Origin of the sequence: Terrabacter sp. LjRoot27, assembly GCF_964254175.1 — a bacterium.
Lineage (GTDB): Bacteria > Actinomycetota > Actinomycetes > Actinomycetales > Dermatophilaceae > Terrabacter.
This window is the reverse complement of the sequence record NZ_CAXUSS020000001.1, coordinates 2,191,819-2,205,831: the sequence shown is the minus strand read 5'-3', so window position 1 is coordinate 2,205,831 and position 14,013 is coordinate 2,191,819. Positions and strand designations below refer to the sequence as shown.

The window sequence follows — 14,013 nt, the reverse complement described above, 5'->3', positions numbered from 1 at the left end:
CCCGGCCCAGGGCAGCCGACCCCTGAGACACGGAGGCCCCTCATGAAGAGACTGCTCATCGTCACCGCCGGCGCGGTCGGATTCCTGCTCGGCTCGCGGGCCGGTCGGGAGCCGTACGAGCAGTTCATGCGCGCCATCGGACAGCTGAAGGACGACCCCCGCGTGCAGGCGAAGGCGCACCAGGGTGCCCAGCTCGTGCGCGAGCAGGCGCCGGTCGTGGCGGACAAGGTGGCCGATGCCGCCCGGACGGCGACCGACAAGGTCACCTCGGCGGTTTCGGGTTCCACCGACGCCGACCCCGCGGACTCGCGCCCGGAGAACGCGGAGGACCGTGTCGAGCAGGCCGTGCAGTTCCAGAAGGACCACGGGCCCAAGGGCCCGCTGCCCTGATCGTCTGCCACCCGGTCGGGCGCCGGACTCCGGCCCCGACTCTGCGAGCGACGTGTCGCCCCTGCGCTTCGGCGTAACAGAACCCGACAGGCGTGGATGTAGTAGGTGACGACGTGATACTCGAGGCTGAGTGCGTGAGCGCTCCACCAGAGCAGTGACGTCGCCTGGAACACCCGGGCGCAGACGCGATGGGGAGGGTGCGGGACGGCGGCTGACCAGTGTGGTCGCCGTCCCGCAAAGCCCCTCCACAACAGCAAGCGGCGGACCTCGCTCGAGCCAGGCTCGTTCCGTTGGAGCCAGGACGCCAGCCAGCGCGTGAACCATCGGATGGACCTGCACCGGGCGAGGTCAGTCACGACGTGCCCGGTCCGCTGACAGGTGTCCTCGGCGGAGCGACCGCGAACTCCCTCATTTCCCTCCGCGAAACCGATCTGAGCGCGCCATCCGAGCTCCCTGGCGATCCGTTCCGAGCTCGCGGTGATGTGGCGGACGTCGCCGGCCCGATGACCTCCCGTGACGACCGGGCGGGGCCCCGACGGCCCCGCTGATGGCGCCGGCGACACCGGCCCGTCCAGCGGACTCACCCTGGAGCGGTTCGTCTCGGCTGACGCCGACGGCAACCTCAGCTACCGCCGCAGCGTCGTCGTGCCCAAGGAGGTCGCCAAGAACCTGGCGAACCTGCACATCGTCCTGCACGGGACCGACCTGCCCGGCGACGCCGACCACAGCTCGCTGAGCAGCCCCTGCGGCGTGGTCAACGGATCGACTGTGTCCGGCGCTCCAGGGCCTCGATGACGCTGGGGCACACGTCCACGTCGTAGAGCCGTTCGACGCTCTGCATCCCTCCAGGGCTCTCGGCGTTGATCTCGAGCACCTTGTCCCCGATGACGTCGAGGCCGACGAGGAACATCCCGTCGGCGATGAGCTTCTCGCTCATGGCGTCCACGACAGCGAGCTCGACGTCGCTCACCTCCAGCGGAACGGAGCGCCCGCCCGTGCTGATGTTGGCCCGGGGGTCGTTTCCGGTGGGGACTCGCCGGAACGCTGCGAGCTTTCCGTCGCGCTCGAGGATGCGTCCTTCGAGGACGAAGATGCGTGCATCACCGCGCTCTCCCCCGTCGATGAACTCCTGGACGATCGCGTAGCCGTCCTGCAGCACCGCCTCGGTCATCTGCGCGAGGTTGGTCTCGTCGGCGTCCTTGATCATGAAGACGTTTCGACCCTTGGCTCCGTAGAGGGGTTTGACGACGGAGTGACCGACGGTGCGCACGAACCGCTCGATCGCGTCGGGGTCCCGCGTCACCAGTGATCGGGGCCGGATCTTCTCGGGGAACTCCTCGAGGTACAGCTTGCTGGTGGCGCGGATCAGCGACATGGGGTCGTTGACGACGACGACACCTCTGGCCTTGAGCATCTGGCCGAAGACGGCACCGAGTGGGCTGGCCCAGGGGCGCTCCTGCAGGTCATCGATCGACTCGTTGCGCAGCACCACGGCGTCGAGGTCGTCCAGGACGATGCGTTCGGCGTCGCCCTCCTGGATGCGGGCCAGGAACGTTCGAAGCGTGTCACCGCCGGCGAACGTCGCGGTGCGCCCACGAGCGAGCAGTTGTCCGTTCTGCTCGCCGAGCTCGACGTCCCCGACTCCGAGGTACCACACCTCGTGGCCACCCTGGGCGGCTGCTCTCGCCAGCCGGGTCGTCGTGTACTCGTCGATCTCCGTGGCGATGTCGTTGACGAGGAAGGCAAGTCTCATGCGGACACGGCTCCTTCGTAGAGGTCGGTGACGGACATGCCCGCGCGGATGCGGTCCAGTCGTTCCTGCGCCCCGGGAACGTCCAGCCAGAGCGGACGGACCCATGGCGCTTCGAGCACCTCGCGGTCGAGCAGGTCCTGGATGAGTGGGATGTGGTCGACCGCGAGCTTGCCGACGAACAGGACGTCCAGCGGGACGCCCTCTGCCAGCAGGTCGAGGAGGCGCGAGATCCCCCGGAGGTAGATCGCGTCCTTGACGGACCCACCCGCCACGACGACGCGAATGGCGATGGACCACGCGGTCCGCGCCGGTATCGCATGGTCGGTTCTCAGGGACTCGAAGATCTCCAGGAAGTCGGCGCCGTGCAGCATCTGGTCGATGGCGACGACCCGCGCCGCGAGCACGCGTAGGCGCCGCGGGTCCAGCCCGCCGACCAGGTACTCCGCCAGCACGGCCAGTCCCTCCTGGGTCTCGTCATAGCCCGGCAGCCCGATCGTCAGGAGTTTCAGCGGTTGCCTGGCACCGTTCTGGTACGTGACGACGTGAGTGCCGACCTCGTGGTGCAGCAACGCCTCGACGCGGTCGGCCCTGATCGCCGCGGCCTCGGGAATGAGCAGATGACCGAACGACACCATCAGCTCCGAGATGTCCTCGCGCACATGGACGTTCACAGGGAAGCCCGGATACCTGGCGCCGTACCGATGGAACTCTGCCCGGGCCGCCTCCGCGAACGCTCCGGCCGTGACGCTGCGCCCACTAGGGGCTTGGGCTGGGATGAGCCGAAGCAGCTCTTCCGCCTCCGCGGCCAAGGACCGGGTGATCCCTCCGTAGAGCTGCAGCGACCCGTAGACGAAGCGCGAGGTGTCGCGGTCCTCCAATGCCGTGACCTGTCTGGCTATCTCGTCCCGCTTGGACCGCAGGAGCGCGTGCAGTGCGGGGTCGGTGACGTTCTCGATCTCGAGACGGTAGAGATCACGCCGCACCAGGTCCGGGTCGAACCCCAGCGGCCGGAGGCGAAGCGTTGGCGCACTGCCCCAGTCACTGCGCTCGAAGTCGAGCCACGCTTCTGCCGCGTTGACCGGCGTGAGATTCAGAAGCAGGTCCACGGTGCGTTCGAGGCCGGTGAGACGAGCATCGATCTCGAGAGCAGGCCCGAACTGCTGCTGCGTGAGAGGTGACACCCCATGTACTTACCCAAGCCCGTGAGACCCAGCAGCCGTAACGGTCGGCACGATCACAGTCCCCGGTCCAGAGCGGCTTGCGCTCGTCGGTGGTGGGGCGGACGAGTCCGACCATTGCCTCGAATGGCACTTTCCCATGGATGTCGACCCGGAGTGCGCGTACCGCCAGCGCCATGGGTAGCGCCTTGGTGTGCGGGTACGCACTAGGAAGGTCATGGGCTCGATCGCGATCCCTCAGCGGAAGGAGCGTCTTCGGCGCGAGCCGCCAGAGACGAACGAATGATGAGTGACGACAAGACAGGCCAGCCCACGTGTCCGACGTGCGGGGCAACCCGCAGCCCTGCAGCCGTTCCGTACCAGGAGGCCACCGACGCCTTCGCGGTCTACACGTGCGCCTCGTGCGGAGCCCAGTTCGAGAGCTGGATCACGCACTCGGCGCCGCGCGACGAGTCCACCGGGCAGGACCCGGTCCAGGACTAGCCCTCAACGGGACGCCTTGACCTCACGTGCATGACGCGGACACACCACCGAGTCCGACCGAGAATGCTGCGTGCCTGTGCTCCGGCGCGACCGGCAAGGGCGCACGGAGGGCTGACGCATTCACGAGTTCCACGTCATGCTGGCCGGGCGACGGACTCCTCAGGTGTGACCGACGGCCCACGAGGCCGACCACCGATCAAGGAGTCACGTCCATGAAGCTCGCCACCAAGCTGTGCGCCACCGGAGCCGCTCTGGCCACGACCGCAGCCCTCGGGCTTGTCCCCGCCTCGGCAGCATCCGCCGCCCCTGCGGCTGCCCCGGCGGCCAGCACCCCGCGCACCACGGCGTCCTCGACGATCAACCAGGTCATCGCAGGCGTCGGCACGTTCACGGGTTCGTTCGCTCCGACCTCCTTCACCAACCAGAACGGGCAGCTCGCGGTCACGGGCGTCGTGACGGGCACGCTGACGACGCTGACGGGCGCCGTCATCCCCGTGACACAGACGGTCACGACGACTGTCGCCACCGCGACCACGGCCGGCTCGTGCGACATCCTCAACCTCGTTCTCGGGCCGCTGCACCTGGACGTCCTCGGTCTTGTCGTCGACCTCAACCAGGTGGTCCTCGACATCACCGCCCAGTCCGGGGCCGGCAACCTGCTCGGCAACTTGCTCTGCGCCGTCGCAGGTCTGCTCGACGGCAACGGCATCACCGGGCTGGCGAACCTGCTCAACCGCCTGCTCGGCCTCTGAGCACCGCCGTCCACGCCCCGCTGCACACCGGGTCTGATCTCGCCCGGTCAGGGAGCGCGACGGTCGGTGGACCGCCGCCCTACCGGTGGACCCCGTGCTCGACACCGGGCACGGGGTCCATCTGACTGACGAAGCACGTCCACTCCATGCGAAGGAGAAGCATGCGTCCCCTCACGACCGCCGACCCCGTCGGAACCCGAGTGCTGTACGTCGGTCGCCTCGACGCCAGCCTCGACGCCAGGAGCGTCGCGGATGTAGGTCGAGCCGACACAGGTCGAGTCCCGCAAGAGAACCATCCAGGAAACGTGACCTTCGCGCACCACCGAGAGGGTCTCTGCGTCGCGTTCCTCGGGCTCGAGAACGAAGCCATCGCGAAGCGCCGCTTCCTCGCGGACGACCGTGGCGTCTATCCGGACCTGGTCGTCGTCGGCGTCGACGACTGGGAGGCCGCACGCTCGACCGGGTGGTGGGCGAGCCTGCCTGACACCATCCCCGAGGCCGGCTGACGCGATCCGCACGTAGCGAGGCGCGCGACGCGCACGTGGGTCACGTCGCTCCGGTCGCCACCAGGACTGGCTGCTCAATCCCGGTGGCGACCGTGTAGCGCGCTTACCCTGAGCACCCGCCAGCTGCCAGCGTGACAGTCGTACGGCCCACCTGCGGGCGCTTCGGGGATATTGTCAAAGCTTCCGGGGCGAACGGTCGAACAAGGGGCCGCTGTGGAACGAAGAGCAAGGTGTCCCGATGGGTCACATGAATGTCATCGCAGTCCCGAGACCGGCACTTGGGACGACTGAAGAGCTGATGTGCGCTCTGCACGCAGCCAGGGTCGAGGTTGACGAGCTGAAGCGTGCCCTGGAGACCTCCCGGCGCATCGGTATGGCCATGGGCATCCTCATGGGGATCCACAAGCTGGGGCCTGACGAGGCGTTCGATCTCCTGCGGCAGGCCAGCCAGAACCACAACCGCAAGCTACGCGACGTCGCCTCGGATGTGGTGGAGCAAGGCTGTCTGCCCGAGTACCCACGACGAGGACCGGAGCTCGCACCGGGGATCCCCGTGTCCGGGAGCTAGGGGCCAGTCGAGGTCCCGCCACCCCTGGAGCCGGGCCCTCGAGCAGAACACCACCAGCACGTCGTCGACACGAACCATCGTCGAGTCCGCACCGTAACCACGTCGCCTCTGGACCGGATCCGCCGCGCTCGACACACGCATCCGCACGCCACCTCTGGCCGAGGCGGTTCTGGGTACGGGGACCTGCATGACAGAGGGTTTCGCGCTGGGTGGGGGTTGGTTGCTCTACGCGGCGGCCCTCGGCTATCTGGCGTGGCGGGTGTTGCGGGGAACGCAGTGAGCTCCGCCCCGGAGCAACGGGCGGAGTCGGCGCCTCGTCCTGTGCGCCGCCCTGTCGGCCGGCTGGCGCTGGCCCTCGCCCTGACGGGAGCGTTGTCCGCATGCGTGGCACCGGCCCTTGACTCGGGAGCCTTCCAGCGCAACGCGATCCACTCCCTGGACTCGGCTGTGAGTGACACCCGCACCAGCGCGTTGGCGCTGCAGAACGTGTTGGACGCCCGGGTTCCGCGACCGTACGCGGACACGGTGGTGACCGAGAGCGAGGACGCCATCGGTCCCGTCGAGGACAGCTTCGCGGCGGTGGATCCGCCGTCGACGGCCGACGCACGCCTCCGCGACGAGGTGACTGCTCTGCTCTCCGATGCGGGGGACGCGCTGGCCGCGGCCAGAATCGCGCTTCGGCACGACGATCGGACCGCGATGATGCACAGCGTCAAGACGCTGCGCGGCCTGGCAGACCGGATGGAGCAACGCTCCGAGGGGCTGTCGTGAAGAAGGTCTTCGCGATCGCGCTCGGCATCCTGACCGCCATCGGGGGCTTCGTCGACATCGGCGACCTCGTCACGAACGGGCTCGTGGGCGCCAGGTTCGGCCTTGCCCTGGTGTGGGTCGTGCTGCTGGGCATCATCGGCATCTGCGTCTTCGCGGAGATGTCCGGCAGAGTGGCGGCTGTCAGCGGCCGGGCCACGTTCGACCTGGTGCGAGAACGGCTCGGCCCGAGGGTGGGGCTGCTCAACCTCTTCGCCTCGATGGCCGTCACGCTGTTGACCTTCATCGCCGAGATCGGCGGGGTCGCGCTGGCGCTGCAGCTCGCGACCAGCGTCAACCCCTACCTGTGGATCCCGGTCGTCGGGGCGGCCGTGTGGATCGTTCTGTGGCGGGTCAAGTTCGCCGTCCTCGAGAACGCGTTCGGCCTTGCCGGTCTGGCGCTCGTCGTGTTTGCGGTGGCGCTGTGGAAGCTCCAGCCGGACTGGGCCGACCTGTGGCGGCAGGCGTCCCGCCCGTTCGTCCCGCACGACGAGAGCCACACGACGTACTTCTACTACGCGGTCGCGCTCTTCGGGGCAGCGATGACACCGTACGAGGTGTTCTTCTTCTCCTCCGGCGGCGTCGAGGAGGGCTGGACGAGCGACGACCTGGGCACGATGCGCGCCAACGTCTTCATCGGGTTCCCGCTGGGCGGACTGCTGTCGGTCGCCATCGCCGCAGTCGCAGCGGTGGTCTACCAGCCGGAAGGTGTCGAGGTCGACAGTCTGGGGCAGATCGGCATGCCGGTCGGGCAGGCCCTCGGCGTGCTCGGGATCGCTCTCGTGCTGATCGGCTTCTTCGCGGCGACGTTCGGCGCGGCCTGCGAGACCGGTCTGTCCGTCGGCTACAGCATCGCCCAGTACCTGGGCTGGCAGTGGGGCAAGTTCGTGGCGCCGCTCAAGGCCGCCCGGTTCCATTCGGTCGTGCTGCTGTCCGCCGTCGTCGCCGTCGGGGTCCTGCTCACGACCATCGACCCGATCATGCTGACGGAGTACTCGGTCGTCTTCAGCGCAGTCGCGCTCCCGCTGACCTACTTCCCGATCCTCGTCGTCGCCAACGACCGCACCTACATGGGCCGCCACGTCAACGGGCGGCTGGCCAACACCCTCGGCACCGTATACCTCGTCGTGGTGCTTGTCGCTGCGGTCGCCGCCATCCCCCTCATGATCGTCACCAGGGCCGGACAGTGAGCTCCGCCCGCGACGGCCGTGATGCCGCTGAGAGCTCGGGACGAGCCCACAGGGCGGGACCGCATGACGCCGTGCTGCGGCTGCTCGACCACCAGATCGTCGGCCCCGACGGGGCCCTGCTGGGCAATGTCGACGACCTCGAGATGATCAGCGACGACACCGGCTGGCTCGTCACCGGGCTCATGGTCGGACCCGCGGCGCTGAGCCAGCGCCTCCCCGGCCTGCTCGGCCGATGGGTGTACGCGGTGTGGCGGCGGCTGCACCCGTCCTCGGACCCGACCCCGGTTGTGCTGCCCCTCGCCCACGTGACCTCGATCGGGTCCGTGATCGAGGTGAACCTCGCTGCCGCACAGGCGTTGTCGAGCACGTTCGGGCTGGAGCTGTGGCTGCGCGAGCACGTCATCTCCCGCCTGCCGGGTGCGACCGGTGACGCGGAGCAGCTGGCCACGGGCAAGCAGCCCCCGTCGGTTGCCGAGACGGTGGCGGGCGTCCTTCCGCTACCGGTGCGGGCACCGCTGGAAGGTGCTCGTGGCCTCAGCTCCCTCATCGGACGGACAGTGCTGGCGCCCGACGGGACATTCGTCGGCCGGGTCAGTGAGGTCCGCTGCGTGAGCCGCCCGCCCGGGCACCGCCTCGACGCCCTCCGGGCACGCTGGGTCGTCTACACCCGACACCTGGCGGGCTCCGAGCTGGGCTACTCCACGGACCGCACGCAGGGACCGGCACTCGTGCGCCGCCTGGTGCGCATCTGGCAACGGCACGACCGCGTGGTCGCGATCGAGCACGTCATCGGGCTCGAGACCACCCACGGCGCCCTCCGGCTCGACCAGGCGGCCGCGCCACGACATCCGCACGACCTGTCCGAGGACCCAGGAGCGGGCGACGCACGACATCCGCCCCTCTGAGCACGGTGGGATCGTCGGCGCCCCCGGCTTCGGACGAAGGCTGCGGACACGGCCCGCCTCCGGCAGAGAGCGACCGAGCAGAACCTGGGCCGTTGGCGGCGATCCGCCACGACGCGATGACGACTCGGCCCGCCTGTGGCCACGTGACGAGACAGCCCCTGACCCGCGTCTCCGCTGGTCAGGGGCTGTCTCGTGCTGGTGGGCGATACTGGGTTTGAACCAGTGACCTCTTCCGTGTCAAGGAAGCGCGCTACCGCTGCGCCAATCGCCCTTGGGGTGTTGCTGGTACTGCGTGGTGTCTCACCGAGGTGGAGACGGGATTTGAACCCGTGTACGCGGCTTTGCAGGCCGCTGCCTCGCCTCTCGGCCACTCCACCGTGGAAGGCAAGTGGATCTTTGCCTCCGAGCGGACGACCGGGCTCGAACCGGCGACCTCAACCTTGGCAAGGTTGCGCTCTACCAACTGAGCTACGTCCGCGGGAACACCAGCGGTGTAACTTCCCCGCTCGGTGCTTGGTAGACATTAGCCGATCGATCCACGAGATACAAAACCGGCTGTCGTCGGCCCCGTGCCAGCACCTCAGCGCCGCCGCGCGGCCTCGTCAGAGGTCGGGTCGGAGGCCTCTCCGGAGGCCTGCTCAGAGGTCGCTTCGACCTCCCGCGCCCCCTCCCCGACGCTGCGTTGGATCGCCGTCTTGATCGGCCCGTGGTCGGTGCTCTCGTACTGCTGGTCGCGCCCTCGACGCGCGTGCGCGCCGGCGTCTGCGGCTGGTACGTCGACGCCGTCGAAGGTCGCCGGCGGGTCCGTGTCCGACCCCGGTCCACCGTCGCTGGTCTCGGGCTCCGCGCGGGCGATGAGCCCACCGGCACCCTCCATCGCCCAGTTGACCAGCCGCACGTCCGCGCCCTCGTGCAGGTCGACGGGCCACAGGGTGCGGACCGCCGCGTTGAGGCCCGCGCCGATGAGGATGGCCACGGCCAGCGCGTACAGCCAGATGAGCAGGACGATCGGCGTGCTCAGCGGGCCGTAGATCGAGGAGCCGCCCATGGAGACCTCGAGCGATATCCGCACGACGTAGGACGCGCCGAGCCAGATCGCCATCGCCAGCAGGGCACCCGGCACGTTGCGCCGCCAGGGGCTCCGTCGCGGGGTCGACACGTGGTACATCGACGCGAGAAGAAGCACGCTGAAGACGATGAGGGTCGGCCAGAAGAGCGCCTTGGTCACGGTCGCCGCCGCGTCGGGCAGCCACGAGGCGAGCAGACCCGGCCCGAGGAGCATGAGCGGCAGCACGATGATCGCCGAGAGGATGCCGAGCGTGTAGAGCAGCAGGCTGAAGGCGCGCATGTGGACGATACCGCGAGCGTCCTTCTGCCCGTACATGATCGAGACGGTGTCGACGAAGACGTTGAGGGCTCGCGACCCCGACCAGAGCGACAGGATGAAGCCGACGGAGATGATGTCGACACGGCCGCCCTTGAGCACGTCGTCGATGGTCGGCAGGAGCAGCTCGTTGATGCTCGACTCGGACAGGAAGCGCGAGGCGTAGACCTCGATGGCCGACACGATGCTGTTGATCGTGTCGGCGCCGATCCAGCCGCCGACGAAGCCGAGCCCACCGAAGAGCCCGAGGACGAGCGGCGGCAGGCTGAGCAGCATGAAGAAGGCGCCTTCGGCCGCGAGGCCGGTGACGCGGTAGCGCAGGCACACCCGGATCGTCTCCAGGGTCAGCCGCGCGAGCGGGACGCCCCACGGCACTCGCTCCAGCACTGCCCGCATCCTCGTCCGCACGCTCATCGTCTCCGAGGCTAACGGGGCCACGACCACCCGCGGCACGCGTGACCGGCACGACACGCGCCCGACGGGTCGGGCCACCCGCTCGGCACCTAGTCTCGGCGGGGTGAGCACACACGAGGTGACCAACCAGGTGCCCCCGTTCGTCGGCGGCGACTTCCTCTCCGACGACGTCGCGCTGCGGGAGGCGGTGGAGCGCTGGGCAGGCCCCGCGGCCGTCTCGGACCTCGCCGCGCTCGGGTCCCTCGCCGGCACCCCGGAGGCGCAGGAGCACGGCCGCCTCGCCGACACGAACCCGCCGGTCCTGCGCACCCACGACGCGCGCGGCAACCGCGTCGACGAGGTCGACTTCCACCCGTCGTGGCACTGGCTCATGACCCGGGCCGTCGGGGCCGGCCTCACGGCCGAGCCGTGGACGTCGCCCGCCGGCTCGGGCGCCCACGTGCGCCGCGCGGCCGGCTTCGTCCTGTGGTCACGCGTCGAGGCCGGGCACGGCTGTCCCGTCTCGATGACGTATGCCGCCGGCTCGGCCCTGCGACACGACCCGACCCTGGGTGCCCACTGGCTCCCGGCCCTCGCGAGCCGCGACTACGAGTTCGGCATCCGGCCCGTGTCGCAGAAGGCCGGGGCGATCGCCGGCATGGGCATGACGGAGAAGCAGGGCGGCTCGGACGTGCGCGCCAACACGACCCGGGCGGTCGCCTCCCCCGGCGGGGCCCTGCCGGGCGAGACCTACCGGCTGAAGGGCCACAAGTGGTTCTGCTCGGCGCCGATGAGCGACGTCTTCCTCGTGCTCGCCCAGGCGCCGGACGGCCTGACCTGCTTCGTCGTGCCGCGTGCGCTCGACGACGGCACGCGCAACCCCTTCGCCCTCCAGCGCCTGAAGGACAAGCTCGGCAACCACTCCAACGCCTCGAGCGAGGTGGAGCTCGACGGCACGTGGGGCAGCCGGCTCGGCGACGAGGGTCGTGGGGTTCGCACCATCATCGACATGGTCGGCGCGACCCGCCTCGACTGCATCCTCGGCTCGACGGCGACGATGCGTGACGCCGTGGCCCGAGCGGTGCACCACGCCCGTCACCGGACCGCCTTCGGCGCGCTCCTCGTCGACCAGCCGCTGATGCGCAACGTGCTGGCCGACCTCGCCCTCGAGGCCGAGGCAGCGACCGTGCTCGGTCTCCGGCTCGCCCACGCCGTCGACACCGGGGAGACCGAGCTGGCCCGGCTCGGTGTGGCCCTCGGCAAGTTCTGGGTGTGCAAGCGGACAGCCCCCATGGTGGCCGAGGCGCTCGAGTGCCTCGGCGGCAACGGCTACGTCGAGGAGAACGGCCTCGCGCGCCTCTACCGCGAGGCGCCGCTCAACTCGATCTGGGAGGGCTCGGGCAACGTCAACGCCCTCGACGTCATGCGTGCCGTGACCCGCGAGCCGACCACCCTGGAGGCGCTGACGAAGGAGCTGCACGAGGTCCGCGGCCGCAGCGCCGAGCTCGACGCGCACGTGGACTCGTCACTCGCACAGGCGCGCTCGCTCGACCCCTCGTCCGCCGAGGCGTCCTTCGGCGCGCGTGTCGTCGTCGAGCGGCTGGCGCTCGCCCTCCAGGCCAGCCTGCTCGTCCAGCACTCCCCCGGCCCCGTCGCCGATGCCTTCGTGGCCAGTCGGATCGCGGGCCGTCGCGGACACTCGTTCGGCTCCCTCGACGTCGACCTCGCCGGGGCCGCGGCGACCGTCATCGACCGAGCCGGCTGACGAACCAAGAGGCGAACCGCGGCACCACGCGAAACCCGTTGGGCGGCATACGTCCTCGGGTCTGCGCCCCCTGCGGCGCCGAGCGCGTCAGCTCGCCGACAGGCGCTTCTTCTCTGCCTCGACGTCGAAGTCGGCCGGCGGCCACTGGAGGTTCATCCCTCGCAGGGCCTCGAGGATGAGCTGCTGCACCGCGAGTCGGGCGTACCACTTGCGGTCCGACGGCACGACGTGCCACGGCGCACCGACCGTCGAGGTCTTGTCGAGGACGGCCTGGTAGGCCTCCATGTAGGCGCCCCAGTGGCTGCGCTCGTCGACGTCGCCCGGGTTGTACTTGTAGTGCTTGTCGGGGCGGTCGAGGCGCTCCATGAGCCGCGCCTTCTGCTCGTCCTTGGAGATGTGGGTCATCACCTTGATGACGGTCGTGCCGGCCGCGATCACCCTGCGCTCGAAGGCGTTGATCTGGGCGTAGCGCTTGGACCACACGGCCTCGGGCACCAGCTCGTGGACCCGCACGACGAGGACGTCCTCGTAGTGCGAGCGGTCGAAGACCCCGAGCTGGCCGGCGCCGGGCAGGGCCTTGTCGATGCGCCAGAGGAAGTCGTGCGCGAGCTCCTCCTTCGTCGGCGCCTTGAAGCCGGTCGCCTTGACGCCCTGGGGGTTGACGGAGATGACGTGGCGCATGATGCCGCCCTTGCCCGAGGTGTCCATGCCCTGCACGACGAGCAGGAGCGACTGCCTCGAGCCGGCCGTCGACGCGGCGAAGAGCCGCTCGAGCAGGTCGGACAGCTCGGCCTCACAGGCCTTGAGCGCCGCCTTGCCCGCGATCTTGTCGCCCGTGAAACCCGGGGTGCCGGACGTGTCGACGTCGGCGAGCACGAAGCCCTTCCCGACCTTCAGCGCGTTGGCGACGTCCTTGATCTCCTCGACGGCCGCCTCCTCGTGCGCCGCGATGACCTCGTCCTCGGCGACCTGGGCCTCCAGCTCCTTGGCCGCCTTCTTGCTCGAGATCCTGCCCTCCTTGCCCGACGACTTCCCGGACTTCTTGCCCTTGCCCTTCGCGCCCTTGCCCATGGCGTCATCCTGCCCGACCGGAGACCGGTGCGACGGGATGTGAGGTCACCGATCCGCGCGGCGTCCCGGGCCGTCGTCGATACTGGCCCCATGCGCCTGCTCGTGCCCGGTCGCTCCGGCCTGCCCGCCCACTCCGACCTCGACGCGGCCGGGCTCTTCAGCGCCTATGCACCGCCCAGGGACCGGTGGGTGCGGTGCAACATGGTGACCAGCCTCGACGGCGCCGCCACCGGCGCGGACGGACGCTCCGGCTCGATCAACAACGACGCCGACCACGTCGTCTTCGAGGTGCTGCGAGCCCTGAGCCACGTCGTGGTCGTCGGCGCAGGCACGATCCGCGCCGAGGGCTATCCGCCTCTGTCCGTGGCCGATCCGCTCGTCGACCTGCGACGCGACCGCGGCCTCCCGGACGCCCTGCCCCTCGTCGCCGTGAGCAACCAGGGGCACGTCCCCCCGACGCTGAGCGGATGCCGGGACGGCCGGGCACTGATGGCCGTCCCGGCCTCGGCCGCCGGACTCGACTCGGCCAGGCGTGACCTCGGTGAGGACCACGTCCTCGTCTGCGGCGACGACGTGGTCGACGTCGCGGCCCTCGTCGAGGCGCTGCACGTTCGCGGCTGGGACCACGTGCTCACCGAGGGTGGGCCGAGCCTGCTCGGGTCCTTCCTCGCGGCGGGTCGGCTCGACGAGCTCTGCTTCACCATCGCCCCGCAGGTCGTCGGCGGCCAGCACCCGCGCCCGGTCGGCCCCGAGGGCACGCCCGCCGACCTCGACCTCGAGGTGCTCGTCGAGCAGGACGCGACGCTGATGGGACGCTGGTTCGTCAGGCGGTGACGAAGCCGCACGACGCCGCACCAGGCCGCACGAC

At 69.8% G+C, this 14,013-nt stretch carries 15 protein-coding genes and 3 tRNA genes; 11 read left to right on the top strand and 7 right to left on the bottom strand.

The annotated features are described in order from the left end of the window. Positions 1-42 precede the first annotated feature (42 nt). Positions 43-390, top strand: a complete 348-nt coding sequence (locus ACSQ2D_RS10360; RefSeq protein ID WP_435985867.1) for a YtxH domain-containing protein — start codon at positions 43-45, stop codon at positions 388-390. Between the two features lie 513 nt (positions 391-903). Beyond that, positions 904-1,185 (top strand): hypothetical protein, encoded by a 282-nt coding sequence (locus tag ACSQ2D_RS10355; RefSeq protein WP_435985866.1) that lies wholly within the window; start codon positions 904-906, stop codon positions 1,183-1,185. Here the strand turns inward: ACSQ2D_RS10355 and ACSQ2D_RS10350 are convergent. Continuing rightward, positions 1,145-2,143, bottom strand: a complete 999-nt coding sequence (locus tag ACSQ2D_RS10350; protein WP_435985865.1) for a glutathione synthase — start codon at positions 2,141-2,143, stop codon at positions 1,145-1,147. The two genes, ACSQ2D_RS10355 and ACSQ2D_RS10350, sit on opposite strands and share 41 nt — an antisense overlap. Continuing rightward, complete coding sequence (locus tag ACSQ2D_RS10345; protein WP_435985864.1) at positions 2,140-3,324, bottom strand: flavohemoglobin expression-modulating QEGLA motif protein; 1,185 nt, start codon at positions 3,322-3,324, stop codon at positions 2,140-2,142. The genes ACSQ2D_RS10350 and ACSQ2D_RS10345 overlap by 4 nt, the downstream gene beginning before the upstream one ends. 282 nt (positions 3,325-3,606) lie before the next feature. Here ACSQ2D_RS10345 and ACSQ2D_RS10340 point away from each other — a divergent pair, with 282 nt between their 5' ends. The 7 genes from ACSQ2D_RS10340 (at position 3,607) to ACSQ2D_RS10310 (ending at position 8,532) form a co-directional block, all read left to right on the top strand. Beyond that, positions 3,607-3,804 (top strand): hypothetical protein, encoded by a 198-nt coding sequence (locus tag ACSQ2D_RS10340; protein WP_435985863.1) that lies wholly within the window; start codon positions 3,607-3,609, stop codon positions 3,802-3,804. A gap of 212 nt (positions 3,805-4,016) precedes the next feature. Continuing rightward, a complete protein-coding gene (locus ACSQ2D_RS10335) occupies positions 4,017-4,556 on the top strand; it encodes an ABC transporter substrate-binding protein (protein WP_435985862.1) in 540 nt (179 codons plus the stop codon). A 161-nt stretch (positions 4,557-4,717) separates the two neighbouring features. Continuing rightward, positions 4,718-5,062 carry a hypothetical protein gene (locus ACSQ2D_RS10330; protein ID WP_435985861.1) on the top strand — a complete coding sequence of 115 codons (345 nt, stop codon included), beginning with the start codon at positions 4,718-4,720 and terminating at the stop codon, positions 5,060-5,062. A 247-nt stretch (positions 5,063-5,309) separates the two neighbouring features. Next, a complete protein-coding gene (locus ACSQ2D_RS10325) occupies positions 5,310-5,630 on the top strand; it encodes an ANTAR domain-containing protein (protein WP_435985860.1) in 321 nt (106 codons plus the stop codon). A gap of 447 nt (positions 5,631-6,077) precedes the next feature. Then, entirely contained in the window at positions 6,078-6,401 is a 324-nt protein-coding gene (locus ACSQ2D_RS10320; RefSeq protein WP_435985859.1) for a hypothetical protein, read from the top strand. Next, a complete protein-coding gene (locus ACSQ2D_RS10315; RefSeq protein ID WP_435985858.1) occupies positions 6,398-7,627 on the top strand; it encodes an NRAMP family divalent metal transporter in 1,230 nt (409 codons plus the stop codon). The genes ACSQ2D_RS10320 and ACSQ2D_RS10315 overlap by 4 nt, the downstream gene beginning before the upstream one ends. A gap of 71 nt (positions 7,628-7,698) precedes the next feature. After that, positions 7,699-8,532, top strand: coding sequence for a hypothetical protein (locus tag ACSQ2D_RS10310; protein ID WP_435985857.1), 834 nt, complete (start codon positions 7,699-7,701; stop codon positions 8,530-8,532). 196 nt (positions 8,533-8,728) lie between these two features. Here ACSQ2D_RS10310 and ACSQ2D_RS10305 read toward each other — a convergent pair. The 4 genes from ACSQ2D_RS10305 to ACSQ2D_RS10290 all read right to left on the bottom strand — a co-directional run bounded on the left by ACSQ2D_RS10305 (position 8,729) and on the right by ACSQ2D_RS10290 (position 10,312). Further along, positions 8,729-8,803 (bottom strand) — tRNA-Val (locus ACSQ2D_RS10305). Between the two features lie 35 nt (positions 8,804-8,838). Then, positions 8,839-8,909: transfer RNA gene (locus ACSQ2D_RS10300), tRNA-Cys, on the bottom strand. Between the two features lie 28 nt (positions 8,910-8,937). Beyond that, positions 8,938-9,010: transfer RNA gene (locus ACSQ2D_RS10295), tRNA-Gly, on the bottom strand. Between the two features lie 102 nt (positions 9,011-9,112). Then, positions 9,113-10,312, bottom strand: a complete 1,200-nt coding sequence (locus tag ACSQ2D_RS10290) for a YihY/virulence factor BrkB family protein (protein ID WP_435987843.1) — start codon at positions 10,310-10,312, stop codon at positions 9,113-9,115. A 121-nt stretch (positions 10,313-10,433) separates the two neighbouring features. On the opposite strand from ACSQ2D_RS10290, the gene ACSQ2D_RS10285 reads away from it, so the two are divergent. Then, positions 10,434-12,074, top strand: coding sequence for an acyl-CoA dehydrogenase family protein (locus tag ACSQ2D_RS10285; protein ID WP_435985856.1), 1,641 nt, complete (start codon positions 10,434-10,436; stop codon positions 12,072-12,074). Positions 12,075-12,161: 87 nt separating this feature from the next. Here the strand turns inward: ACSQ2D_RS10285 and ACSQ2D_RS10280 are convergent, their stop codons facing one another. Next, positions 12,162-13,145 carry a polyphosphate kinase 2 family protein gene (locus tag ACSQ2D_RS10280; RefSeq protein WP_435985855.1) on the bottom strand — a complete coding sequence of 328 codons (984 nt, stop codon included), beginning with the start codon at positions 13,143-13,145 and terminating at the stop codon, positions 12,162-12,164. Between the two features lie 90 nt (positions 13,146-13,235). Here ACSQ2D_RS10280 and ACSQ2D_RS10275 point away from each other — a divergent pair, with 90 nt between their 5' ends. Beyond that, positions 13,236-13,979 carry a dihydrofolate reductase family protein gene (locus tag ACSQ2D_RS10275; RefSeq protein ID WP_435985854.1) on the top strand — a complete coding sequence of 248 codons (744 nt, stop codon included), beginning with the start codon at positions 13,236-13,238 and terminating at the stop codon, positions 13,977-13,979. The last annotated feature ends 34 nt before the right edge of the window (positions 13,980-14,013 follow it).

What these genes read in the sequence shown, in the direction of transcription:
- ACSQ2D_RS10360 (WP_435985867.1), top strand. Translation starts at nt 43, where the DNA reads ATGAAGAGACTGCTCATCGTCACCGCCGGCGCGGTCGGATTCCTGCTC.
- ACSQ2D_RS10350 (WP_435985865.1), bottom strand. Translation starts at nt 2,143, where the DNA reads ATGAGACTTGCCTTCCTCGTCAACGACATCGCCACGGAGATCGACGAG.
- ACSQ2D_RS10340 (WP_435985863.1), top strand. Translation starts at nt 3,607, where the DNA reads ATGAGTGACGACAAGACAGGCCAGCCCACGTGTCCGACGTGCGGGGCA.
- ACSQ2D_RS10335 (WP_435985862.1), top strand. Translation starts at nt 4,017, where the DNA reads ATGAAGCTCGCCACCAAGCTGTGCGCCACCGGAGCCGCTCTGGCCACG.
- ACSQ2D_RS10330 (WP_435985861.1), top strand. Translation starts at nt 4,718, where the DNA reads ATGCGTCCCCTCACGACCGCCGACCCCGTCGGAACCCGAGTGCTGTAC.
- ACSQ2D_RS10325 (WP_435985860.1), top strand. Translation starts at nt 5,310, where the DNA reads ATGAATGTCATCGCAGTCCCGAGACCGGCACTTGGGACGACTGAAGAG.
- ACSQ2D_RS10290 (WP_435987843.1), bottom strand. Translation starts at nt 10,312, where the DNA reads ATGCGGGCAGTGCTGGAGCGAGTGCCGTGGGGCGTCCCGCTCGCGCGG.
- ACSQ2D_RS10280 (WP_435985855.1), bottom strand. Translation starts at nt 13,145, where the DNA reads ATGGGCAAGGGCGCGAAGGGCAAGGGCAAGAAGTCCGGGAAGTCGTCG.
- ACSQ2D_RS10275 (WP_435985854.1), top strand. Translation starts at nt 13,236, where the DNA reads ATGCGCCTGCTCGTGCCCGGTCGCTCCGGCCTGCCCGCCCACTCCGAC.